This window comes from Microbacterium sp. A93 (assembly GCF_051842835.1).
Genome location: NZ_JBPXMT010000010.1, coordinates 269,341 through 292,601, shown reverse-complemented (window position 1 = coordinate 292,601; position 23,261 = coordinate 269,341). Strand labels below are relative to the sequence as shown.

Genomic DNA, 23,261 nt, shown 5'->3' with positions numbered 1-23,261 from the left:
CTTTCGGACCTTGAACGGAAGGTAAAGGTCTCAGCCCCGGCGATGGATTCCTGATAAAAAGGTCTGCCGCCGGGGCTCTTTCCTGCTTACAGTGGAAGCATGGCGACCGCAGTCAAGCCCGGTCTAGACGGCCCGGCATCCCAGGCATTGCTCAACATCGGCAAGTTCTTCACCCGGTGGGACGAGACCAAGGACGGCCGAGCGGTCTTCCGCGAGGGTGGCCGGGACGGTGACTCCTTCTACCGCAACCGGTGGAGCCATGACAAGGTGGTCCGCTCCACCCACGGGGTGAACTGCACGGGCTCCTGTTCGTGGAAGGTGTACGTCAAGGACGGCATCATCACGTGGGAGGCGCAGGAGACGGACTACCCCTCCGTGGGCCCGGACAGCCCCGAGTACGAGCCACGCGGCTGCCCGCGCGGGGCCGCCTTCTCCTGGTACACGTACTCGCCCACCCGGGTGCGTTATCCCTATGTCCGCGGCACCCTGTTGGAGATGTTCCGGAAGGCCAAGCGGGAGTATGGCGGGGATGCGGTGCTGGCCTGGCAGTCCATCGTCAACGATCCCGTCCAGCGCCGTGCGTATCAGCAGGCCCGCGGCAAGGGCGGTCTGGTGAGGGCCTCGTGGCAGGAGTCCATCGAACTCTCCGCCGCCGCGCACGTCCACACGATCAAGACCTACGGCCCGGACCGCTGCTCGGGTTTCTCCCCTATCCCGGCCATGTCCATGGTGTCGCACGCCGCCGGGTCCCGGTTCATGAACCTCATCGGCGGGGTGATGAACAGCTTCTACGACTGGTACGCGGACCTGCCCGTCGCCAGCCCCCAGGTCTTTGGCGATCAGACCGATGTCCCCGAATCCGGCGACTGGTGGGACGCCACCTACCTGATGATGTGGGGATCCAATGTCCCCGTCACCCGCACCCCGGACGCCCACTGGATGGCCGAGGTCCGCTACCGCGGCACCAAGGTGGTCTCCGTCAGCCCCGACTATGCGGACAACACGAAGTTCGCCGACGAATGGCTGCCCGCCCAGGCCGGCACGGACGCCGCGCTGGCCATGTCCCTGGGCCACGTGGTGCTCAAGGAGAACTTCGTCGACCGGCGGGTGCCGTTCTTCGAGGACTACGTCACCCAGTTCACCGACCTGCCCTTCCTGGTCACCCTCGATGAGCGCGAGGACGGCACCGTGGTGCCCGGCAAGTTCCTCATGGCCGCGGATCTCGGCGGGTCCGAGGCCGAGGCGGCGGACCCCCAGTTCAAGACGGTCCTGCTGGACCGCGACGCCGGAACCCCGGTGGTGCCGCAGGGCTCGGTCGGGTTCCGGTACAACGACCAGGACGAGGGGCGGTGGAACCTGGACCTGCAGGGCGTCCGGCCCTCGGTGTCGATCGCGGACACCACCGGGTACGACGGCGGCGTCAGCCCCGTCGCGCTGCCCGCCTTCACCGATGCGGACGGCGCCGGCTCGGTGATCCACCGGGGCGTGCCGGTCACCGTGGTCGCGGGGCGGAAGGTCACCACCGTCTTCGACCTGATGCTCGCCCAGTACGGTGTGGGCCGTCCCGGACTGCCCGGCCAGTGGGCCTCCGGCTACGACGACCCGCTGACGCCCTACACGCCGGCCTGGCAGGAGGACATCACCTCCGTGCCGGCCGAGGCCGCCATCCGCACCGCCCGGGAGTTCGCGAAGAACGCCGAGGAGTCGGGCGGGCGGTCCATGATCATCCTCGGGGCCGGCATCTGCCAGTGGTACCACGGGGACGCCACCTACCGGGCGATCCTGGCCCTGCTGATGCTGTGCGGCTGTCAGGGCCGCAACGGCGGTGGCTGGGCCCACTACGTGGGCCAGGAGAAGGCCCGGCCCATCACCGGCTGGGCCACCATGGCGGGCGCGCTGGATTGGGTCCGTCCGCCGAGGTACATGATCGGCACCGCCTACTGGTACCTGCACACGGACCAGTTCCGTTCGGACGGCTACTCCTCGGACTCACTGCAGTCCCCGCTCGCCGAGGGACACCTGGCCGGCAAGCACACCGCAGACGTGATCGCCCAGTCCACCCGCATGGGGTGGATGCCGTTCTTCCCCCAGTTCACCCAGAACCCGCTGGACGTGGCCGATCAGGCCACGGCCGCCGTCGGGAACGGCGAAGCCGCCACGGAAGCCGAGTGGATCGCCGCACGGCTCAAAGACGAGACCCTGCAGATGGCGGTGGAGGACCCGGACGCCGAGGCGAACTGGCCGCGCACGCTGGTGCTGTGGCGCTCCAACCTGCTGGGCTCCTCGGCCAAGGGCGAGGAGTACTTCCTCAAGCACCTGCTCGGTACGCACCACAACGTGATGGGAACGGACCACGGCGAGTCCCGGCCGCAGGAGGTCGCCTGGCACGAGGAGGCACCGGAGGGCAAGCTGGACCTGCTCGTCTCGGCCGACTTCCGGATGACGAGTTCCACGTTGCTCTCCGACGTCGTGTTCCCGGCGGCCACCTGGTACGAGAAGCACGACCTCTCCTCCACGGACATGCACCCCTTCGTCCACGCCTTCACCCCGGCCATCACCCCTCCCTGGGAGGCCAAGACGGACTTCGAGCTGTTCCGCCTGCTGGCGGAGGAGTTCTCCCGGCAGTCGAAGACCCACCTGGGCGTCCGCCGGGACGTGGTGGCCACGGCCCTGCAGCATGACACCCCGGGGGAGATCGCCCAGCCGGGCGGGCACGCCCCCGACTGGAAGGGCACCGACCTGCCGGCGGTCCCGGGGAAGAACCTGCCGAACCTCAAGATCGTCGAGCGGGACTTCACGGCGGTGGGGGACCAGTTCGCCGCCATCGGGCCGCTGGCCGAGAAGCTGGGGCTGACCACCAAGAACGTCACCTTCGACGTCACCGAGCAGGTCGACCGGCTGGGTCGGATGCACGGGGTCTTCGATTCCGGCGCCGCGGCCGGGCGGCCTGCCATCGACACCGACGCGAAGATGGCCGAGGCGATCCTGATGTTCTCCGGGGCCACCAACGGCGAACTGGCCGTCCAGGGCTTCGAGACCTTGGAGAAGCGCACGGGCGTGCAGCTGGCCGACCTGGCCGCAGGCTCCGAGGAGAAGCGCATCTCCTTCGCCGACACCCAGGCCGCCCCCGTGCCCGTGATCACCTCCCCGGAGTGGTCGGGATCGGAGACCGGTGGACGCCGCTACGCCCCGTTCACGGTCAACATCGAGCGGCTCAAGCCCTTCCACACGCTCACCGGTCGTATGCACTTCCTGCTGGACCACGACTGGATGAAGGACATGGGGGAGATGCTGCCGACCTACCGGCCACCGCTGGACATGCACCGGCTCTTCGGTGAACCGAAACTGGGTGAGCGCGGGGAGCTGTCCATCTCATTGCGCTATCTCACCCCCCACAACAAGTGGTCCATCCACTCCGAATACCAGGACAACCTGTTCATGCTCTCGCTCTCGCGCGGCGGCACCAACGTGTGGATGAGCCCCCAGGACGCGGCACTGATCGAGGTGTCGGACAACGATTGGGTCGAATGCGTCAACAACAACGGCGTGTTCGTGGGCCGGGCCATCGTCAGCCACCGGATGCCCGAGGGCGTCGTGTACGTGCACCACGCCCAGGAACGGACCATCGACGTGCCGAAGTCCGAGGCCACGGGCCGGCGCGGCGGCATCCACAACTCGGTGACCCGCATCCTGGTCAAGCCCACGCACATGATCGGCGGCTACGCCCACCTGTCCTGGGCGTTCAACTATCTCGGCCCCACCGGCAACCAGCGGGACATCATCTCGATGGTCCGCAAGCGCTCCCAGGAGGTTCAGTACTGATGAGGATCATGGCACAGACCGCCATGGTGATGGCTCTCGACAAATGCATCGGGTGCCACACCTGTTCGGTCACCTGCAAACAGGCCTGGACCAATCGAGCCGGCACCGAGTACGTGTGGTTCAACAATGTGGAGACCCGCCCCGGGCAGGGCTATCCCCGCCGCTACGAGGACCAGGAGACCTGGAAGGGCGGCTGGGAGCTGAACAAGCGGGGCAACCTCAAGCTCAAGTCCGGCGGCCGGCTGTCCAAGATGTTTGGCCTGTTCGCCAGCCCGGTCCAGCCCAAGCTCGCGGACTACTACGAGCCGTGGACCTACGACTACCAGAACCTCATCAGCGCCCCGGCCGGGGACGATTTCCCGGTGGCGAGGCCGAAGTCCCTCATCACCGGCAAGGACACCAAGATCACCTGGTCCGCGAACTGGGACGACAACCTGGGCGGCACCACCGAGATGGGCCATCTGGACCCGATCGTGGAGAAGGTGCGCCGCGAGTCCGAGGACAGGATCAAGTTCGAGTTCGAGCAGACCTTCATGTTCTACCTGCCGCGGATCTGCGAGCACTGCCTGAACCCGTCCTGCATGGCCGCGTGCCCCTCCGGGGCCATCTACAAGCGCGAGGAGGACGGGATCGTGCTGGTGGACCAGGACCAGTGCCGAGGCTGGCGGCAATGCGTGACCGGCTGCCCCTACAAGAAGATCTACTACAACCACAAGTCCGGCAAGGCCGAGAAATGTACCTTCTGCTACCCGCGGGTGGAGGTGGGCATCCCCACCGTGTGCGCGGAGACCTGTGTGGGGCGGCTGCGGTACATCGGCATCTTCCTGTACGACGCCGACCGGGTCACCGAGGCCGCCTCCGTCCCCGACGAGCAGGACCTCTACGAGGCCCAACTCGATCTGATGATGGACCCGCACGACCCCGAGGTGATCGAGGCGGCCCGGGGGGAGGGCATCCCCGAGGACTGGCTGGAGGCGGCCCGGCGCTCGCCGGTGTACAAGCTGGCCAAGGAGATGCGGGTGGCCCTGCCCCTGCACCCCGAGTACCGGACCATGCCCATGGTCTGGTACGTCCCGCCACTGTCCCCGGTGGTGGACCTGCTCAAGGACCAAGGCCACGACGGCGAGGACGCGGACAACCTGTTCGGGGCCATCGATTCGCTGCGTATCCCGGTCGAGTACCTCGCGGAGCTGTTCACCGCCGGGGACACGCAACTGATCACCGGCGTGTTGCGCAAACTCGCGGCGATGCGCTCCTACATGCGGGACATCACCCTGGGCCGGGAGGCGGATGAGTCGATCGCCGAGGCCGTCGGCATGACCGGTTCCCAGGTGTACGAGATGTACCGCCTGATGGCGATCGCCAAGTACGAGGATCGCTACGTCATCCCCTCGGCCCACGTGGAGGACGCCCACAACCTGGAGGAGATGGGATGCTCCCTGGACGGGGACGGCGGTCCGGGCATGGGGCAGATGGGCGGGCTCGGGGAGGCGTCCGGCCGGCCGATGCCGATGGCACAGGAGAACTTCATGGCCCTGCAGGCGCGCCAGACCGCGGAGGACGCCACCGGCAACACCCAGCTCGCCGGGCGCGTCAACCTCCTCAACTGGGACGGCAACGGCAGCCCCGAGGGGTTGTTCCCCGGGCACCAGGCCCGCACCGCGCGGGACATCGGCCAGTTGGAGGAACCGGACAGCCCGGCCGACGGCACCACCACGCGCAGCGGGGAGACGGCATGAGGCTGCTCGAGAGACTCCTCGGCAAGGCCGGTCCCGGCTCGCTGGACCCGGGAGATTACCACGACCCGGACCCGTCCCGTAGTGCTGTGGTGCGTCAGGCGGGGGCCGTGCTGCTGTCCTATCCGGACGAGTCGATGGTGGCCCGGTTGGGACAGGTCCGGGAGGCGCTCGCGGAGGTCGGGGCGGACGTCGCCCTGGTGGACCCGCTCTACGAGTGGCTCAGCGCCCGCCCCCTGCACGAGGTCCAGGCGGAGTACGTCCAGGAGTTCGACCTCTCCCGGCGGCACAGCCTGCACCTGACCTACTGGACCGACGGGGACACCCGCCGCCGGGGAGAGGCGTTGGCCGCCTTCAAGGAGGTCTACCGGGCCGCCGGGTGCGCGCTGGATGATGCCGAACTGCCCGACTACCTGCCGCTCGTCCTCGAGTTCGCGGCCCGCGTGGACGCCGAGGCGGGGTACGACATGCTGCAGCGCTACCGGCCGTCCCTCGAACTGCTGCGACTGGCCCTGGACGACGACCAGCTGCCCCACTACGGCCTCATGGCGCTGATCTGTTCCACGCTGCCGGGTCCCTCCCCGCAGGACAAGAACGCCGTGCAGGCCATGGCCGGCTACGGACCACCCACCGAGACCGTCGGATTGGACCCCTCCGATCCGCGCCTGCTGCCCTTCACGCCAGCCGGCGGCGGCGGCTCGATGGACCCGATGAACGGAGAACCGGAACATGGACGGCGTTGAGATCGGCATTTGGGACATCCTGCTGTGGGGCGTGCTGCCCTATGTCGTGCTGGCCGTGGTGATCGGCGGGACCATCTGGCGCTACCGCTATGACCAGTTCGGCTGGACCACCCGGTCGAGTCAGCTGTACGAGTCCCGCCTGCTGCGGATCGCCTCGCCGCTGTTCCACTTCGGCATCCTGGCGGTGCTGGTGGGTCACATCGTCGGGCTGATCATCCCCAAGTCATGGACGGACACGTTCGGGGTCACCGAGGACATGTACCACGTGGGGGCCCTCGCGATCGGCGGGATCGCCGGGGTCGCCACCCTGCTCGGGATCGCCATGCTGATCTGGCGGCGGCGGACCACCGGCCCGGTCTTCATGGCCACCACCACCAATGACAAGTTCATGTACATCCTGCTGGTCGGCGCCATCCTGGCCGGCCTGGCCACCACGGTCATCTCTGTGTTCGACCACTCCATCACGAACTACCGCGAGACCGTCTCCCCGTGGTTCCGATCCATCTGGATCCTGCAGCCGGACGTGGCCGCCATGGCCGCGGCCGGGCTGTCCTTCAAGGTCCACGTGCTGTGGGCGCTGGGGCTGTTCATGGTCTGGCCCTTCACCCGTCTGGTCCACGCCTTCACCGCCCCGCTGCACTACTTCTTCCGCCCCTACATCGTCTACCGCTCCCGGGACCCGCACCGCAGCGGTCACGGGTCCACCCCGGCACGTCGCGGCTGGGACCCCATCGGCACCCCTGACCGAGAACGCACCGGCGGACGACGCCGCTAGGAGGAACCGTCATGGTCGCACCCACCCCATCCACCACCGAGTCCGGCCTCGTCCAGGGCCAGACCCGCAACCTGCTGCTGGCCACGCTGGCCTCCACGGTCGGGTTCTGGGCCTGGACGATGATCGGCCCGTTGGCCTCGCGCTACACCGAGGACATGGGGCTGACCTCAACCCAGAACGCCGTGTTGGTGGCGATGCCGATCCTCGTCGGCTCGATCGCCCGCGTACCGGTCGGGGTGATGACCGACCGCTACGGCGGCCGGATCATGTTCGCCGCGCTGCTCGGGGCCACCGCGCCGCTGGTGCTGATCACCGGCCTGGTCGGGATGATGAACGCCTACGTCCCGCTGCTGATCGTGGCCTTCTTCCTCGGGATCGCCGGTGCGGTCTTCGCGATCGGCATCCCCTTCGTCTCCGCGTGGTACCCGCCGCACCGCAAGGGTTTCGCCACCGGGATCTTCGGCGCCGGCATGGTCGGCACGGCCATCTCGGCCTTCGCCACCCCCCAGCTGGTGGCCGGGATCGGCTACCTCGCGACCCATATCCTCGTCGCCGTGGTGGTGGCCGTGGTCGCGCTGCTCTGTGGGATGTTCCTGCGCGAGTCGCCGTCCCGGGCGGGGATCACGCCCACGCCGGCGATCCCCAAGCTCAAGCGGGCCTTCTCCCAGCTGGTCACCTGGCAGCTGTGCTTCCTCTACGGCGTGGTGTTCGGGGCCTTCGTGGCCTTCTCCAACTACCTGCCGACGTACCTGGGCAACATCTACGACTACGCCGCCACCGAGGCCGGCTGGAGGACTGCCGGCTTCGCGGCGGCAGCCGTCGTCGCCCGCCCGATCGGCGGTATCCTGGCCGACCGGATCGGCCCCCGGACCGTCACCCTGGCCTCCTTCGCCGGCGCCGCGATCCTGGCCGTCGTCGTCGCCCTGCAGCCGGGACACGAACGCGTCTACGGCGCGGTGTTCCTGATCATGGCGCTCTTCCTGGGCCTGGGCACCGGCGGGGTGTTCGGTTGGGTCGGGCGGGCCGCCGATCCACGGGACGTCGGCACGATCGGGGGCATCATCGCCGCCGCCGGCGGTCTGGGAGGCTACTTCCCGCCGCTGGTCATGGGGGCCACGTACAACGCGGAACACAACAGCTACTTCGTGGGACTGATGCTGCTGGCCGCCTTCGCGGTGGTGGCACTGCTGCTGACCTTCACCGTGCGCAACGGGGGACGGGTGGATGAACGGGCGCCGGCGCGGGACCCGGCCTCGGCGGCGCGGCCCAGCACCTAAACTGGAGGGCATGACCTCGCCTGACCCCAGTACTGCCACCCACCCCGGCGCCGGCACCGGCACCAGCACCGAACCGATCCGCGTGGCCGTCCTCGGGGCCGGCGGCAAGATGGGCCGCTTCGCCGTCCGGACCGTGGCCGAGGCCCCGGACCTGGAGCTGGTGGCCGAGCTCAGCTCCGCCGACCCGCTGCAGAAGGTGCTCGACGCCGGCGCGAGCCACCTGCTGGACCTCACGGTCCCGCAGGTCTCGCCCGAGAACGTCGCCTTCGCCGTGGAGCACGGGCTGCACGCCGTGGTGGGGACCTCCGGCTGGTCGGCCGAGCGGCGCGCCACACTACAGGAGCAGCTGGCGCAGCACCCGGACGTGGGGGTGCTGATCGCCCCCAACTTCTCGCTCGGCTCCGTGCTGGCCAGCGCCTTCGCCGCCCAGGCCGCCAGACACTTCCCCTCGGTGGAGATCATCGAGATGCACCACCCGGACAAGGTGGACGCCCCGTCAGGCACCGCCGTGCGCACCGCGGGACTGATCGCGGACGCCCGGGCCGAGGCCGGCGTCGGCCCCTCCCCGGACGCGACCACCCATGATCCGGACGGTGCCCGCGGGGCCCTGGTGGACGGCATCCGGGTGCACGCGGTACGACTGCGCGGCCTGGAGGCCCACCAGGAGGTTCTGCTGGGCGGCCCGGGGGAGCAGCTCGTGTTCCGGCACGATGCCTTCGACCGGGGCGCCTACATGCCCGGGGTGCTGCTGGGGCTGCGGACCGTGGCCTCCCGCCCCGGGCTGGCCTACGGGCTCGACGCCTACCTGGATCTCGGCTGAAGCGGGGGATGGATCAGATGAGAAACAAAATCGGTGTGGCCGCGATCGTGGCCCTCATGCTGCTGTTCGCCGTGCTGGCGATCGGTTCCGCCCTCTCCTTCCTGCAGGCCCCCCAGGTCATCGCCAAGGTCCTCGGTGTGGCCGTGCTGGGCGTCGTGGTGGTGGGCCTGTGGACCTTGTGGCGGGAGCTGCGCTTCGGGATGGCCATGCAGAGGATGGGACGGACCTTGGAGGCCGAGGACGGGCTGCCGGCGGATGACCTGCCGCGCTCGCCGGCCGGAAGGATCGACCGCGCCGCCGCGGACGCCCAGTTCGCCACCTTCCGTGGCGAGGCCGAGGCGGCGCCGCAGGACTGGCGCTCCTGGTACCGGCTCTCGCTCGGGTATGACGCCTCCGGAGACCGTTCCCGGGCCCGCAAGGCCATGCGGGACGCGGTGCGGCTGTACGCCGACGCGTCCTGAGCTGGGGCGGTGCTGATCCCGACGCCCCCTGAGAAGGCACTGGACTGATCTGGACTGATCAGGGGCGCGGCCCGGCCAGCGTTCCGGACACCTGGCCCAAGGCCCACTCCAGCGGTCCGCGCCGTTCCAAGCCGCGGAAGAGGGTCCCCGCCAGCAGGCACCCCACCCAGTAGGCGATGAGTAGGCCGGTCCGCGGCCAGGCCGCCGTGGCCGACTCGAAGACGTCCAAGGCCACGAGGTGGCCCACGTACAGCGTGAGGGGCAGGGCCCCGGCACCGATCAGCGGCATCAGCGGCCAGACCAGCAGCCCGCGGGCCACCTGGGTGGCCAGCAGGCACACCCCCAGCACCAGGGCCGAGGTGCCGCAGGTCAGCACCAGGTCCAAGGGCGCCCCGGAGTGCGGCGTGGCCAGGGTGAACCACACCGGCAGATGTTGGACCTGTTCGGTGGACAGGCTGGCCCCCGTCAGCAGCTCGGCGGCCAGAGCCCGGCTGCCGGCGCCCGTCCCGGTGGCCAGCGTCTCGGCCACCCCCGGGAGGGACTGCAGGCCGCGGGAGAGCAGGAACGCCGCCGCGGCCACCGCGGCGCCGCCCGCCGCCAGCAGCCCCGCCACCGGCAGCCGGTCCAGCCGCAGCCGCCCCAGGAACAGCCCGAACAGCACGTAGCCCAGCCACTGCAGCACGGGGTAGTACCCCGTGAACAGCAGATCCCAGGTCAGCAGACCGGGGCGGGCGAAGAGGTCCATCAACGTGGGGTTGGACCACAACCGCCAGCCGTCCAGGTACGCGGCGCCGCCGAGTGCCGACTGCATCCCCACGGAGAGCAGGCTGGCGGCCACGGGGGCGAGCAGGATCCAGCCGGCCGCCCAGCCGGCCAGGGCACGCGCCCCGAGGTGCAGGAACGGCAGGGCCGCCAGGAACAGCACGGCGTAGTGGGCCAGGATGACGGCCACGTTCATGTCCAGGGATCCGCAGGCGAGACCGAGCAGGAGGATCAGCAGCGCACGCAGGGCCACCCGCCGGCGGTCCCACCCGAGGCGTGGGCCCCGGTGGGGTGCGGCGCGTGACCCCGCGCCGCCGGTGAGCAACGCCAGCCCGACGCCGGCCAGGGTGGCGAACAGGGCCGAGGACTTGCCGGCGAACACCAGCCCGACGACGGTCGGCTCGGTCCCCTCCGCGGTGACGAGCACCATCAGGTGGGTGGCGATCATGCCTAGCAGGGCCAGACCCCGTGCCGCGTCCACCCCGGGGATGCGGCGTTTGACCCGTGGATTCTGTGCCATGGGCCACTCCTCGCCTGTGGACTCGATGACCGGCCTGTGCCGGTCCGTACCGCAGGCCATTCTCGCAGGTAGTCTGGCCCCATGATCGAGACCTCTGCCGCGCGCCCTGAGACCACTTTCGGCACCGTCGTCCCCGCCATGGTGACGCCGTTCACCCAGGACGGCAGCCTGGACCTGGAGGCCGCCCAGTCGCTCGCCAACCACCTTGTGGACGAGGGGGCGGACGGGCTGGTGATCACCGGCACCACGGGGGAGACCTCGACCCTGCTGGACGAGGAGAACATCGCGATGTTCGAGGCCGTCGTGGAGGCGGTGGGCCACCGGGCCAAGGTCATCGCCGGCACCGGCATGAATGACACGGCGCACTCGATGCACCTGTCCCAGCTGGCCGCCAAGACCGGCGTGGATGGGCTGCTGCTGGTCACCCCGTACTACAACAAGCCCAACCAGGCCGGCATCCGGGCCCACTTCGAGACCATCGCCTCCGCCACGGACCTGCCCGTGATGCTCTATGACATCCCGGGGCGTTCGGTCATGCCGATCAACCCGGACACCCTCATCGCCCTGGCGGAGCACCCGAACATCGTCGGGCTCAAGGACGCCAAGGGTGACTTCCAGTCCACCACCCTCGTGGCCGCCCAGACGGACCTGGAGATCTACTCCGGCGAGGACTCCCTGACCATGCCACTGATGACCCTGGGGGCCGTGGGCGTGGTCTCCGTGACCGCGCACGTGGCCACCCGGCTGTACCGGCAGCTGGTGGACGCCATGAACGCCGGCGACCTCGCCGCGGCACGCCAGGCGCACTTCCGGCTGGACCCGTACCAGCGCGCCGTGATGACGCACATCCAGGGGGCCGTCTCCTCCAAGCTGATCCTGCACTGGCAGGGACTGCTGCCGTCCCCGGCGGTCCGGCTGCCCCTCGTGCAGGCCACCGGGGAGGAGGAGGCCATCATCCGCGCTGACCTCGCGGAAGCCGGATTGACCGTCTAGAAGGGACCGAACCCATGGCCTCAGCGGCCCGTCTGTCCACCCCGCCCGCGCTGCAGCCGGGCACCTGCCGGATCGTCCCCCTCGGAGGACTTGGGGAGGTGGGGCGCAACATGACCGTCTTCGAGCTGGACGGCAAGATCCTCATCGTGGACTGCGGGGTGCTGTTCCCGGAGGAGTACCAGCCGGGCGTCGACCTGATCCTGCCGGACTTCAGCTACCTCGAGGGCCGCCTGCAGGACGTGGTCGGCCTGGTGCTGACCCACGGCCACGAGGACCACATCGGTGCGGTGCCGTACCTGTTGCGGCTGAAGCCGGACATCCCGCTGGTCGGCTCCACCCTGACCCTGGCCCTGATCGAGGCCAAGCTGGAGGAGCACCGCATCCGGCCCCTCACCCTCACCGTCGCCGAGGGGGACACCGAGCACCTCGGCCCCTTCGCGTGTGAGTTCGTGGCGGTCAACCACTCCATCCCGGATGCCCTGGCCGTGGCCCTCAAGACCAGTGCCGGCACCATCCTGCACACGGGTGACTTCAAGATGGACCAGCTGCCGCTGGACGGGCGCATCACCGACCTGCGCGCCTTCGCCCGCCTCGGTGAGGAGGGCGTGGACCTGTTCCTCACCGACTCCACCAACGCGGAGGTCCCCGGCTTCACCACCACGGAGAAGGAGATCGGGCCGGTCCTGGAGTCCCTCATGGCGCGCGCCTCCCAGCGCGTGATCGTGGCCTCCTTCGCCTCGCACGTGCACCGCATCCAGCAGGTCCTGGACGCCGCGCAGGCCCACGGCCGCAAGGTCTGCTTCGTGGGACGCTCCATGGTCCGGAACATGGGGATCGCGGCCAAGCTGGGGTACCTGGACGTGCCGGAGGGCCTCCTGGTGGACCTCAAGCAGGTGGACCAGCTGCCGGGTGAGCAGGTGGTGCTGATGTGCACCGGATCCCAGGGGGAGCCCATGGCTGCGCTGTCCCGGATGGCCAACGGGGACCACCGCGTCCAGCTGGAGGCCGGGGACCTCGTCATCCTGGCCTCGTCCCTCATCCCCGGCAACGAGACCTCCGTCTTCCGGGTGGTCAACGGCCTGATGAGGCTCGGCGCGGACGTGGTGCACAAGGGCATGGCCCAGGTCCACGTCTCCGGCCATGCCTCCGAGGGCGAGCTGCTCTACTGCTACAACATCGTCAAGCCCACCTTTGTCATGCCCGTCCACGGCGAGACCCGTCACCTGATCGCCAACGGCCGGATCGCCCGGTCCACCGGGGTGCCGGCCGAGAACGTACTGCTCGCCGAGGACGGTTCCGTGGTGGACCTCAAGGACGGGGTGGCCCGTGTGGTGGGCCAGGTCGAGTGCGGCCTCGTCTACGTGGACGGCTCCTCGGTCGGCGAGATCACGGACGTGGACCTCAAGGACCGCCGGGTGCTGGGCGAGGAGGGCTTCATCTCCATCATCTCCGTGGTCAACCGCCAGACCGGGACGATCGTCTCCGGCCCGGACATCCATGCCCGCGGCGTGGCGGAGGACGATTCGGTGTTCGACGACGTCAAGCCCAAGATCGCCCGTGCGCTCCAGGAGGCGGTGCAGTCCAACGCGGACCACACCACCCATCAGCTGCAGCAGGTGGTCCGGCGCGTCATCGGCACCTGGGTCAACCGCACGCTGCGCCGCCGTCCGATGATCGTCCCGGTGGTCCTGGAGGTCTGAGGCCGGGCCGGGCCGCGGGAACCTGTGTTGATCCCGGCCCGCGCGGCCACCGGACGGTACCCTACGGAACATGGCGACCCGTACTTCCCCGACGCGTTCGCAGTCCACCCGCTCCTCGAGTTCCGCCGCCCGCAAGGGTCCGGCGCCGAAGACCGGGACGTCGACTGCGCGTAGACGCACCGCGCCCGAGCCCGCACCCGAGCCGCAGGGCAACCTGTTCGTGCGCGCGCTGCGCGGGTTCTGGATGGCTCTGGCCACACCCCTCGGCGCCGGGGTACGCAAGGTCGGCCGCGACGTGCGGATCGAGCCCAAGGACCGCCGGGACGGCACCGGGTTCTTCCTCGTGGTCCTCGCCCTGGTCATCGGCTCCGTCGAGTGGTGGGGCCTGCGCGGCACGCCGGGCTACGGCACCGTGGTCCACCAGGTCGCCGCCGGCACGCTGGGCTGGGCCGCCCTGTTGTTCCCCGCCGTGCTGCTGGTGGTGGCCGTGAGGTACTTCCGCACGCCCCAGGAGCACCGGGACAACGGCCGCATCTCCATCGGCCTGCTGACCCTGACCGTCGGAGCCGCGGGCATCGCGCACCTGGTGGCCGGTCTGCCCACCGTGTCCGAGTCCTTTGATGAACTGCTGGCCGGCGGCGGGGTCGTGGGCTACCTCGCCACCACCCCGTTGGCCTCCCTGCTCACCCCGTGGCCGGTCTGGGCCCTGATGGTGGTCCTGGTGCTCTTCGGCCTGCTGGTGGTCACGGCCACGCCCGTGGGCCAGATCCCGCAGCGCCTGCAGGACGCCTACGCCTGGCTCACCGGCCAGCCCGACGGCGGCGCGGTCACCGAACGCCCGGAGCGCACGGGCCGCTCGGCGCGGGCCCACCGGGACGGGGACCCGGACCACGACCAGTCCTACCTGACCGAGCACGAGCGCAAGCGCCACGAGAAGAGCCCTTCGAAGGACGGCCCGAAGCGCAAGCGCAGGGGACTCAAGCTCTTCGGCCGCGACGAGGACCAGCCGACCGAGGCGCTGGACCGTGACGGCGAGCCCCTCACGGCCACAGAGGCCTACGAGACCGCCGTGATCGACGATGTCGAGCCGGACCCCTCGGCCCAGGCCGCCTCCGCCGCCACCCCGGCCGAGGCCTCCGGCCCGGCGGTCCCCCCGGGGGTTCGGCGCCCGACCGCCGGGGAACTGGCGATCGCCCGCGTCAAGGAGGCGGCCGGCGTCGGGACCGCCACGGCCCCGTCCTCCGAGGCGGCCGAGAACGCGGCCGGTCCCGCGACGGAACCGATCGGCACCGTTCCCGGTGCTGCCGCCGTGCCGGCGGCTGTTCGCGCCACCCCGGTCGCCCGGCCGGCGGAGATGCCGCCCATGCCGGCCCGCTCCGAGCAGCTGCACCTCGGCGGGGACATCACCTACACCCTGCCCGAATCCTCGCTGTTGCCCTCCGGGCCCCCGCATAAGGACCGCACCGAGGCCAACGACGCCGTGGTGGCCGCCCTGACCTCCACCCTGCAGCAGTTCAAGGTGGACGCCGAGGTCACCGGCTTCTCGCGTGGCCCGACCGTCACCCGGTATGAGATCGAGCTGTCACCGGGCACCAAGGTGGAGAAGGTCACGGCGCTGTCCAAGAACATCTCCTATGCCGTGGCGTCCTCGGACGTGCGCATCCTCTCGCCGATCCCGGGCAAGTCCGCGATCGGCATCGAGATCCCGAACGCGGACAAGGAGGTCGTGGCGCTGGGGGACGTGCTGCGCTCGAACGCCGCGCGCAAGACGGACCACCCCATGGTGATGGGCGTCGGCAAGGACGTGGAGGGCGGCTTCGTCATGGCCAACCTCGCCAAGATGCCGCACATGCTCGTGGCCGGGGCCACGGGTGCCGGTAAGTCCTCGTTCGTGAACTCGATGATCACCTCGATCCTGATGCGCTCCACCCCGGACGAGGTCCGCATGGTCATGGTGGACCCCAAGCGCGTGGAACTCACCGCCTACGAGGGGGTGCCGCACCTGGTCACCCCCATCATCACGAGCCCGAAGAAGGCCGCCGAGGCTCTGCAGTGGGTGGTCCGCGAGATGGACACCCGTTATGACGACCTCGCGGCCTTCGGCTACAAGCACGTGGACGACTTCAACAAGGCGATCCGCGCCGGCAAGGTGACCCTGCCACCGGACTCCAAACGCGTGCTCAAGCCCTACCCGTACCTGCTGGTGATCGTGGATGAGCTGGCGGACCTCATGATGGTCGCCCCCCGGGACGTGGAGGACGCGATCGTGCGCATCACCCAGCTGGCACGTGCGGCCGGCATCCACCTGGTGCTGGCCACCCAGCGGCCCTCCGTGGACGTGGTGACGGGCCTGATCAAGGCCAACGTGCCCTCCCGGATGGCCTTCGCCACCTCCTCCGTGACCGACTCCCGCGTGGTCCTGGACCAGCCGGGCGCGGAGAAGCTGCTCGGTCAGGGCGACGCGCTGTTCCTGCCGATGGGCAAGTCCAAACCCATGCGCGTGCAGGGTGCCTGGGTCAACGAGTCCGAGATCCACGCCGTGGTGGAGCACGTCAAGACCCAGATGTCGGCCCAGTATCGCCAGGACGTGGTGCCGGAGAAGGTCGAGAAGGTCATCGACGAGGACATCGGCGATGACATGGACCTGCTGCTGCAGGCCACCGAGCTCGTGGTGACCACCCAGTTCGGCTCCACCTCCATGCTGCAGCGCAAGCTGCGCGTCGGCTTCGCCAAGGCCGGCCGGCTGATGGACCTGATGGAGTCCCGTGGTGTGGTGGGGGCCTCCGAGGGGTCCAAGGCCCGCGACGTGCTGGTCCGGCCGGATGACCTGCCGGCACTGCTGTCCACCATCCGTGGTGACACCCCACCGGCGGCGGCGCCCAGCGAGGACGCGCCCGAGGCCTATGCCGAGGATGTGGTGCACGCGGAGATCCCGGAACAGGCCGGATCGAGGCCGTCTGACCAGGAGCTCGTGCGCGGCTCCCTGCCGGAGGATGACGGCACCGGGCCCGGCGGCTACGGCCGCGACCTGGTGGCTGATGACCTGGCCGGGCGCACTGTCGCGGACGAGTGGGACGACGGCGAGGACGAGGCCGGATCCGAGGACGCGTGGCACCTGACCGGCCGGTGAGAACCGTAGACTGCCGCCATGAGTGAGAACTGGAACCTGCCGAACATCCTGACGGGACTTCGGATCGTGATGGTCCCGTTCTTCATCTGGGTGCTCGTGGCCGGGGGCCCCCTCGGCGAGGACTCGCTGGTGTTGCGCTGGGTGGCCTTCGCCCTGTTCGCCGTGGCCATCTACACGGACAAGCTGGACGGGGACATCGCCCGGGCCCGCGGCCTGGTGACCAGCTTCGGCAAGATCGCCGACCCCATCGCGGACAAGCTGCTCACGGGGGCCGCCTTCGTGGTGCTGTCCCTGCTGGGCGAGCTGTGGTGGTGGGTGACCGCGCTGATCCTCATCCGGGAGTGGGGCATCACCCTGATGCGCCTGCTGGTGCTGAAATACGGCGTGATGCCCGCCTCCAAGGGCGGCAAGCTCAAGACCGTGCTCCAGGCCGGCGCCCTGCTGGCCCTGTTGGCCCCGCTGGGCGCCGTGGTCGGGGACTGGTGGCTGTATGTCGGCTTCACGCTCATGGCGGCCGCACTGGCCGTCACCCTGGTCACCGGCGTCGACTACGTGGTCAAGGCCGTCCAGCTGCGCCGATCGGCCCGGGCGGGCGAACCGAGCCGTGACTGAGCCGAGCGCGCCGCGGGACCTGCCGGCCGCCGTCGTCCACGGCCTGCTCCGCCGCGGGCTCACGGTGGCCACCGCGGAATCCCTGACGGCCGGGATGCTGGCGGGAACCCTGGCGGAGGTGCCCGGCGCCTCCGGAACCCTGCAGGGCGGGGTCATCGCCTACCAGAACCACGTCAAGCAGACCCTGCTGGGCGTGGACGCGGAGCTGTTGGCACGCCACGGGGCCGTGCACCCGGAGGTGGCCCGGCAGATGGCCGAGGGCGCGCGGCGGGCGACCGGGGCCGACGTGGGCCTGGCGACCACCGGCGTGGCCGGACCGGAGCCGCACCAGGGTCAGCCGGTCGGCACGGTGTATGTGGGTCTGGCCGGCCTGGACCGAGAGGCCGGGGGATCGGAGGCCGTGCTGCTGCGACTGGACGGGGACCGTCAGGAGGTCCGCCGGGCCACGGTCCTGAGGACCCTGCAGGCCATCCTGGACCGGTGGGCCTGAGGCGTCCATGACGTCGGATTCCCCGGTCCTGAGGACACCGTGCCGCAGGGGGCCGGTTTTCGGTAGGCTGGGGACTCAGGACCCGGTCGGCTGAGGCCAGCTGGGAATCAACTGGGAAGACGGCGTGCAGGTCATCGGCCTGGGAACAAAACCCCGACCGAACGTGGTTGTACAGAGTAGTTGGCCTCACCGGCCATTCTCAGGACCCATTCAGGAGAAGACAGTAGACATGATGAAGCATCCGGTCACCATCCACGGCATCACCCGTTGGCTGGAGACCGGTGACCACGTTTCCACCGCAACCCTCGAGACCAAGGAGCACGCCGTGCCAGTCCTCCGTCAGGAAATAGGAGACGTCCTGCGTGACGTCCGCCAGCGGCAGCGTCGCACGCTCCGTGAGGTCTCCCACCATGCCCGCGTCTCCCTCGGATACCTGTCCGAGGTCGAGCGGGGTCAGAAGGAGGCCTCCTCGGAGCTGCTCTCCTCCATCTGCAGCGCGCTGAACGTGCCGATGTCCCTCATGCTCCGCGAGGTCTCGGACCGCATCGCCCTGCAGGAGGGCGTGCACATCCCGGACACCGTTCCGGCCGACCTGGAGAGTTCCTTCGCCGCCGAGGAGCTCGTGGCCCACATCCCGGACGAGGTCCCGGGCGAGTTCGGCCAGCTGGCCGGCAGCCGCTGAGCAGTCAGCAAGACCAGCACCAGGATCAATCACAGCGATCAGCATCACGACGGCACGGGCCGCAGACCACTCGGTCTGCGGCCCGACTGCCGTCCAGGGCCGGTGCCGCGTCCCGGTGCGGGAACGTCCGACAGCGGTTCGCGAGGGGTTGAGGAGTTCGGAAAAGGTTTGGGAAAGAGGAGGATGGTTCCATGAAGATCAGTGATTTCCGGCGCCTCATGGACGATGAGTTCGGCCCCGGCAACGCCGGGGTCATCGCGACGTCCCTCGTGCTGCCGACCCTGCAGGTGACGGCCGAGCAGGCGCTCGAGACCGGCACCGAACCGAAGCGGGTGTGGCGGGACGTCTGTGATCTGCAGGGTGTCCCGGAGTCACGCCGACTGGGCCGGGACATCCCCGTGAAGGACGGGGCGGGGGAGTGAAATCGGGACACGCCGCACCGCCGGTGGCCCCATTCTTCGAAAACATCTTCGAACCGCTGTAGGCTCCTCCACAGGACATCCTCCGGGGCAGTTTCCGGGCCTGTCATCCACAGCATGAACGGCGTACCGCTAACGCGTCCGAGGCGTCACGTAGGTTCGTCAGGAAAGCACGGGAACGGCCGACCGGCCGCCCTCCACCAGCACACCTAGGGGTGAATCATGGCGTCAGCCACAGACCGCAGCAAGGCTCTGGAAGCCGCACTGGCCCAGATCGACAAGCAGTACGGCAAGGGATCGGTGATGCGTCTGGGGGACGAGGTCCGGGTCCCCATGGAGGTGATCCCCACCGGGTCCGTGGGCCTGGACGTGGCCTTGGGCATCGGCGGCCTGCCCCGCGGCCGTGTCGTGGAGATCTACGGTCCGGAGTCCTCCGGTAAGACCACCGTGGCCTTGCACGCCGTGGCCAATGCCCAGCGCAACGGCGGGATCGCCGCTTTCATCGACGCCGAGCACGCCCTGGACCCGGAGTACGCCAAGAAGCTCGGTGTGGACACGGACAACCTGTTGGTCTCGCAGCCGGACACCGGTGAGCAGGCCCTCGAGATCATGGACATGCTGATCGGGTCCGGCTCACTGGACATCATCGTCATCGACTCCGTGGCCGCACTCGTGCCCCGCGCCGAGATCGAGGGGGAGATGGGTGACAGCCACGTCGGCCTGCAGGCCCGGCTGATGTCCCAGGCCCTGCGGAAGATCACCGGCCGGCTGGCCCAGAGCAAGACCACCGCCATCTTCATCAACCAGCTGCGCGAGAAGATCGGCGTGTTCTTCGGCAGCCCCGAGACCACCACCGGTGGCAAGGCCCTGAAGTTCTACGCCTCGGTCCGTATCGACGTCCGCCGCATCGAGACCCTCAAGGAGGGTGGGGTGCCCGTCGGCAACCGGACCCGGGCCAAGATCGTCAAGAACAAGATGGCCCCGCCCTTCAAGCAGGCCGAGTTCGACATCATCTACGGCGAGGGCATCTCCCGTCAGGGTGCGCTCATCGACATGGGCGTGGACGAGGGCTTCGTGAAGAAGTCCGGCGCCTGGTTCACCTATGACGGCGACCAGCTCGGCCAGGGCAAGGAGAATGCCCGCCGGTTCCTCAAGGACAATCCGGACCTGGCCGACGAGATCGAGACCCGTATCCTCGAGAAGCTCGGCATCGGCGTGGTCCCCGAGGACCAGGCCGAGGACGGCGAGCCGCAGCTGCGCGCCGTCTCGGGCAACACACCGGCCTGATGATGTCCCGCCACCTCCGTGCGGTCCCGGATGCCCCCGAGGGCCTCGCGGAGGACCAGGATCCGGCCGCCGCGGAGGTGGCCCGGACCATCGTGCTGCGCCAGCTCACGGGGTCTCCGAAGTCCCGCCGGCAGCTCGAGGAGAAGCTGGCTGAGAAGGAGATCCCCGAGGACGTGGCCACCGCCGTCCTGGACCGGATGGAGGACGTCCGGCTCGTGGATGACACCGCGTACGCGGAGAACTTCGTGCGCACCCGGCAGCGCACCAAAGGTCTGGCCCGCGGCGCCCTGCGCCGGGAACTGGCGCAGAAGGGCGTCAACCGTGAGGCGGCTGAAGAGGCACTGGCGACCATCAGCGAGGACACTGAGCGTGAGGCCGCTGTGGAGCTCATCGAACGCAGGCTGCGCGGCCGCCCGGTGCCGGACGGGGCGGACCTCGAGTCGCGCGCCGAACGGGACAAGGCGATCCGCCGACTGGCGGGGATGCTCGCCCGGAAGGGCTACCCGCCGTCGATGGCGCTCGGCGTGGTGAAGGATGTGCTGGACGGGATCGAGCACGACTAGAATGCTGCGGTGACTTCCGTGCCCCAGAGACTTGACGACCGGACCTACCAGGTCCGCACCTTCGGCTGCCAGATGAACGTGCACGACTCCGAACGGATCTCCGGACTGTTGGAGGACGCGGGCTACGTGCAGGCCTCGGAGACTTCCGAGCCGGACCTCGTGGTGTTCAACACCTGCGCGGTCCGCGAGAACGCCGACAACAAGCTCTACGGCAACCTCGGCAACCTGCGCGCCGTCAAGGACGGCCACCCCGGGATGCAGATCGCCGTGGGCGGCTGCCTGGCCCAGAAGGACCAGAAGACGATCCTGGACAAGGCCCCGTGGGTGGACGTCGTGTTCGGCACCCACAACATCGGCTCCCTGCCGGTGCTGCTGGATCGTTCCCGGCACAACCAGCAGGCCGAGCTGGAGATCCTGGAGTCCCTCGAGACCTTCCCCTCCACCCTGCCCACCAAGCGTGACTCCGCCTCCTCGGGCTGGGTGTCCATCTCGGTGGGCTGCAACAACACATGCACGTTCTGCATCGTCCCGGCCCTGCGCGGCAAGGAGAAGGACCGCCGCCCCGGGGACATCCTCGCGGAGGTGCAGGCCCTGGTGGACGCGGGAGCCGTGGAGGTCACCCTCCTGGGCCAGAACGTGAACACCTACGGCGTGGAGTTCGGGGACCGGGGCGCCTTCGCCAAGCTGCTGCGCGCCTGCGGGGAGATCGTGGGACTGGAACGCGTCCGTTTCACCAGTCCCCACCCGGCCTCCTTCACAGAAGACGTCATCGAGGCCATGGCCGAGACGCCCAATGTCATGCCCCAGCTGCACATGCCCCTGCAGTCCGGCTCCGACAAGGTGCTCAAGGACATGCGGCGTTCCTACCGTTCCAAGAAGTTCCTGAGGATCCTGGACACCGTGCGCGAGAGGATGCCCCACGCGGCCATCACCACGGACATCATCGTGGGCTTCCCCGGGGAGACCGAGGAGGACTTCCAGGACACCCTGCGCGTGGTCGAGGCCTCGCGCTTTTCCTCCGCCTACACCTTCCAGTACTCCATCCGCCCGGGCACCCCGGCCGGGGAGATGGAGGACCAGGTCCCCAAGGCGATCGTCCAGGAGCGTTTCGAACGGCTCACCGCCCTGCAGGACCGCATCAGTGCCGAGGAGTCCGCACTGCGCGTGGGCACCCGGCAGGAACTGCTGGTCACCCAGCAGGCGGGCTCCAAGGACGCCGCCACCGGCCGTCTCGCCGGGCGGGCCCCGGACCACCGCCTCGTGCACTTCAGCGTGCCGGACGGTGCCGAGACACCGCGCCCCGGTGATTTCGTGACGGTCACCGTGACCGAGTCCCATCCGTACTTCCTCATCGCCGACCCCACCCCGGGCGATCCCGAGGGCTACGTGGTGCGCCGTTCGCGCTCCGGAGACGCGTGGGACCTGGCGCAGGCGGCCTCCTGCGGGGTGCCCGCGCCGGGCGCAGCCGGCGGGACCACCGGCGTCGGGGTGAGCCTGGGCATGCCCACCCTGCGCCCGGCATGACCACCCCATGACCACCGGGGGAGGGGACGGCGGGCACCCGCCGGTGCTGGCCGTCGTCGGGCCCACCGGCACCGGGAAGTCCGAGCTGGCCCTGGGGCTGGCGGAACGCCTCGGCGGGGAGATCGTCAACGCGGACGCCCTGCAGTTCTACCGCGGCATGGACATCGGCACCGCCAAGGTGCCCGAGGCCGGCCGACGGGGGATCCCGCACCACCTCCTCGACATCCTGGACGTGACCGAGGACGCCTCCGTGGCCGACTTCCAGGGGCAGGTCCGCGCCGTGATCGAGGAGATCCAGTCCCGCGGGCGGCGCCCGGTGCTTGTGGGCGGCTCGGGACTCTATGTCCGGGCGGCCCTGGACCACCTCGAGTTCCCTCCCACGGACCCGGAGGTGCGGGCCCGCTTCGAGGAGCTGGGAGCGGAGATCGGTCTCGACGGTCTGCGGGCGGAACTGGCCCGGGTGGACCCGGACGGTGCGGCGCGGCTGGCAGACGCCCGGAGGATGGTCCGGGCCTTGGAGGTCCACCGGATCACGGGCCGCACCTTCAGCTCCTTCATGCCGCAGCGGCATTACCTGCGGCCCACCGTGCAGATCGGCCTGGACCTGGACCGGACGGTGCTCCACGAGCGGCTGCACGCCCGCGTGCTCGCGATGTCCGAGGCGGGGCTGCTGGACGAGGTGCGGGCCCTGGACGCTGCGGGCCTGAGGCGCGGCCGGACGGCCGCCCGCGCCATCGGCTATGCCCAGTTCCTCGCCGTGCTGGACGGCGAGTCAGCCCTCGAGACGGCCCTGGAGGACACCGCCACGGCGACCCGGCGCTTCGCCCGGCGCCAGCTCACCTGGTTCCGGGCCGATCCGCGCATCAGCTGGTTCAACGCTGCGGCCCCCGGGCTGGCAGACGCGGTGGTGGCGGATCGACAGCTGGGGCGACTCTAGACTGGAGC

At 69.7% G+C, this 23,261-nt stretch carries 19 protein-coding genes; 18 read left to right on the top strand and 1 reads right to left on the bottom strand.

Annotation, left to right across the window (positions count from 1 at the left end; genetic code table 11):
• Positions 1 to 99: 99 nt before the first annotated feature.
• Genes ACSU1G_RS24190 through ACSU1G_RS24160 form a run of 7 tightly spaced genes read left to right on the top strand, consistent with a single transcriptional unit; the run spans position 100 to position 9,634 of the window.
• Positions 100 to 3,822, top strand: coding sequence for a nitrate reductase subunit alpha (locus tag ACSU1G_RS24190; protein WP_439282570.1), 3,723 nt, complete (start codon positions 100 to 102; stop codon positions 3,820 to 3,822).
• A complete protein-coding gene (gene narH, locus ACSU1G_RS24185) occupies positions 3,822 to 5,561 on the top strand; it encodes a nitrate reductase subunit beta (RefSeq protein WP_439282569.1) in 1,740 nt (579 codons plus the stop codon). Before ACSU1G_RS24190 ends, narH begins: the two co-directional genes overlap by 1 nt.
• Entirely contained in the window at positions 5,558 to 6,301 is a 744-nt protein-coding gene (gene narJ / locus ACSU1G_RS24180) for a nitrate reductase molybdenum cofactor assembly chaperone (protein ID WP_439282568.1), read from the top strand. Before narH ends, narJ begins: the two co-directional genes overlap by 4 nt.
• Positions 6,288 to 7,076 (top strand): respiratory nitrate reductase subunit gamma, encoded by a 789-nt coding sequence (narI, locus tag ACSU1G_RS24175; protein WP_439282567.1) that lies wholly within the window; start codon positions 6,288 to 6,290, stop codon positions 7,074 to 7,076. The genes narJ and narI overlap by 14 nt, the downstream gene beginning before the upstream one ends.
• An 11-nt stretch (positions 7,077 to 7,087) precedes the next feature.
• Entirely contained in the window at positions 7,088 to 8,353 is a 1,266-nt protein-coding gene (locus ACSU1G_RS24170; RefSeq protein ID WP_439282566.1) for an MFS transporter, read from the top strand.
• Between the two features lie 10 nt (positions 8,354 to 8,363).
• A complete protein-coding gene (dapB, locus tag ACSU1G_RS24165) occupies positions 8,364 to 9,173 on the top strand; it encodes a 4-hydroxy-tetrahydrodipicolinate reductase (RefSeq protein ID WP_439282565.1) in 810 nt (269 codons plus the stop codon).
• A 17-nt stretch (positions 9,174 to 9,190) separates the two neighbouring features.
• On the top strand, positions 9,191 to 9,634 hold the full coding sequence (locus ACSU1G_RS24160) for a hypothetical protein (protein ID WP_439282564.1): 444 nt from the start codon (positions 9,191 to 9,193) through the stop codon (positions 9,632 to 9,634).
• Positions 9,635 to 9,692: 58 nt separating this feature from the next.
• Here the strand turns inward: ACSU1G_RS24160 and ACSU1G_RS24155 are convergent, their stop codons facing one another.
• Entirely contained in the window at positions 9,693 to 10,916 is a 1,224-nt protein-coding gene (locus tag ACSU1G_RS24155; RefSeq protein ID WP_439282563.1) for a heparan-alpha-glucosaminide N-acetyltransferase domain-containing protein, read from the bottom strand.
• An 81-nt stretch (positions 10,917 to 10,997) separates the two neighbouring features.
• Between ACSU1G_RS24155 and dapA the strand changes: the two genes are divergently transcribed.
• The 11 genes from dapA to miaA all read left to right on the top strand — a co-directional run bounded on the left by dapA (position 10,998) and on the right by miaA (position 23,253).
• Positions 10,998 to 11,909 carry a 4-hydroxy-tetrahydrodipicolinate synthase gene (dapA, locus tag ACSU1G_RS24150; protein ID WP_439282562.1) on the top strand — a complete coding sequence of 304 codons (912 nt, stop codon included), beginning with the start codon at positions 10,998 to 11,000 and terminating at the stop codon, positions 11,907 to 11,909.
• Between the two features lie 14 nt (positions 11,910 to 11,923).
• Positions 11,924 to 13,609: a ribonuclease J gene (locus tag ACSU1G_RS24145; protein WP_439282561.1), complete on the top strand. Its 1,686-nt coding sequence runs from the start codon at positions 11,924 to 11,926 to the stop codon at positions 13,607 to 13,609.
• Between the two features lie 70 nt (positions 13,610 to 13,679).
• The gene (locus tag ACSU1G_RS24140) at positions 13,680 to 16,739 is read left to right on the top strand and encodes a DNA translocase FtsK 4TM domain-containing protein (RefSeq protein ID WP_439282560.1); all 3,060 of its coding nucleotides are present in this window, start codon (positions 13,680 to 13,682) and stop codon (positions 16,737 to 16,739) included.
• 18 nt (positions 16,740 to 16,757) lie between these two features.
• Positions 16,758 to 17,351: a CDP-alcohol phosphatidyltransferase family protein gene (locus ACSU1G_RS24135; RefSeq protein ID WP_439282559.1), complete on the top strand. Its 594-nt coding sequence runs from the start codon at positions 16,758 to 16,760 to the stop codon at positions 17,349 to 17,351.
• Positions 17,344 to 17,841, top strand: a complete 498-nt coding sequence (locus ACSU1G_RS24130) for a CinA family protein (protein WP_439282558.1) — start codon at positions 17,344 to 17,346, stop codon at positions 17,839 to 17,841. Before ACSU1G_RS24135 ends, ACSU1G_RS24130 begins: the two co-directional genes overlap by 8 nt.
• 229 nt (positions 17,842 to 18,070) lie before the next feature.
• The gene (locus tag ACSU1G_RS24125; protein WP_439282557.1) at positions 18,071 to 18,523 is read left to right on the top strand and encodes a helix-turn-helix domain-containing protein; all 453 of its coding nucleotides are present in this window, start codon (positions 18,071 to 18,073) and stop codon (positions 18,521 to 18,523) included.
• 191 nt (positions 18,524 to 18,714) lie between these two features.
• Positions 18,715 to 18,945, top strand: a complete 231-nt coding sequence (locus tag ACSU1G_RS24120) for a DUF3046 domain-containing protein (RefSeq protein WP_439282556.1) — start codon at positions 18,715 to 18,717, stop codon at positions 18,943 to 18,945.
• 219 nt (positions 18,946 to 19,164) lie between these two features.
• Entirely contained in the window at positions 19,165 to 20,229 is a 1,065-nt protein-coding gene (recA, locus tag ACSU1G_RS24115) for a recombinase RecA (protein WP_439282555.1), read from the top strand.
• On the top strand, positions 20,229 to 20,792 hold the full coding sequence (locus ACSU1G_RS24110; protein ID WP_439282554.1) for a regulatory protein RecX: 564 nt from the start codon (positions 20,229 to 20,231) through the stop codon (positions 20,790 to 20,792). The genes recA and ACSU1G_RS24110 overlap by 1 nt, the downstream gene beginning before the upstream one ends.
• A gap of 9 nt (positions 20,793 to 20,801) precedes the next feature.
• Positions 20,802 to 22,316: a tRNA (N6-isopentenyl adenosine(37)-C2)-methylthiotransferase MiaB gene (miaB, locus tag ACSU1G_RS24105; protein ID WP_439282553.1), complete on the top strand. Its 1,515-nt coding sequence runs from the start codon at positions 20,802 to 20,804 to the stop codon at positions 22,314 to 22,316.
• Between the two features lie 7 nt (positions 22,317 to 22,323).
• Positions 22,324 to 23,253, top strand: coding sequence for a tRNA (adenosine(37)-N6)-dimethylallyltransferase MiaA (gene miaA, locus ACSU1G_RS24100; RefSeq protein WP_439282552.1), 930 nt, complete (start codon positions 22,324 to 22,326; stop codon positions 23,251 to 23,253).
• Positions 23,254 to 23,261 lie beyond the last annotated feature (8 nt).

Bases quoted from the DNA above. Each gene is read 5' to 3' on its own strand.
- ACSU1G_RS24190 (WP_439282570.1), top strand. From the start codon at position 100: ATGGCGACCGCAGTCAAGCCCGGTCTAGACGGCCCGGCATCCCAGGCA.
- narH (WP_439282569.1), top strand. From the start codon at position 3,822: ATGAGGATCATGGCACAGACCGCCATGGTGATGGCTCTCGACAAATGC.
- narJ (WP_439282568.1), top strand. From the start codon at position 5,558: ATGAGGCTGCTCGAGAGACTCCTCGGCAAGGCCGGTCCCGGCTCGCTG.
- narI (WP_439282567.1), top strand. From the start codon at position 6,288: ATGGACGGCGTTGAGATCGGCATTTGGGACATCCTGCTGTGGGGCGTG.
- ACSU1G_RS24170 (WP_439282566.1), top strand. From the start codon at position 7,088: ATGGTCGCACCCACCCCATCCACCACCGAGTCCGGCCTCGTCCAGGGC.
- dapB (WP_439282565.1), top strand. From the start codon at position 8,364: ATGACCTCGCCTGACCCCAGTACTGCCACCCACCCCGGCGCCGGCACC.
- ACSU1G_RS24160 (WP_439282564.1), top strand. From the start codon at position 9,191: ATGAGAAACAAAATCGGTGTGGCCGCGATCGTGGCCCTCATGCTGCTG.
- ACSU1G_RS24155 (WP_439282563.1), bottom strand. From the start codon at position 10,916: ATGGCACAGAATCCACGGGTCAAACGCCGCATCCCCGGGGTGGACGCG.
- dapA (WP_439282562.1), top strand. From the start codon at position 10,998: ATGATCGAGACCTCTGCCGCGCGCCCTGAGACCACTTTCGGCACCGTC.
- ACSU1G_RS24145 (WP_439282561.1), top strand. From the start codon at position 11,924: ATGGCCTCAGCGGCCCGTCTGTCCACCCCGCCCGCGCTGCAGCCGGGC.
- ACSU1G_RS24140 (WP_439282560.1), top strand. From the start codon at position 13,680: ATGGCGACCCGTACTTCCCCGACGCGTTCGCAGTCCACCCGCTCCTCG.
- ACSU1G_RS24135 (WP_439282559.1), top strand. From the start codon at position 16,758: ATGAGTGAGAACTGGAACCTGCCGAACATCCTGACGGGACTTCGGATC.
- ACSU1G_RS24125 (WP_439282557.1), top strand. From the start codon at position 18,071: ATGATGAAGCATCCGGTCACCATCCACGGCATCACCCGTTGGCTGGAG.
- ACSU1G_RS24120 (WP_439282556.1), top strand. From the start codon at position 18,715: ATGAAGATCAGTGATTTCCGGCGCCTCATGGACGATGAGTTCGGCCCC.
- recA (WP_439282555.1), top strand. From the start codon at position 19,165: ATGGCGTCAGCCACAGACCGCAGCAAGGCTCTGGAAGCCGCACTGGCC.
- ACSU1G_RS24110 (WP_439282554.1), top strand. From the start codon at position 20,229: ATGATGTCCCGCCACCTCCGTGCGGTCCCGGATGCCCCCGAGGGCCTC.
- miaA (WP_439282552.1), top strand. From the start codon at position 22,324: ATGACCACCGGGGGAGGGGACGGCGGGCACCCGCCGGTGCTGGCCGTC.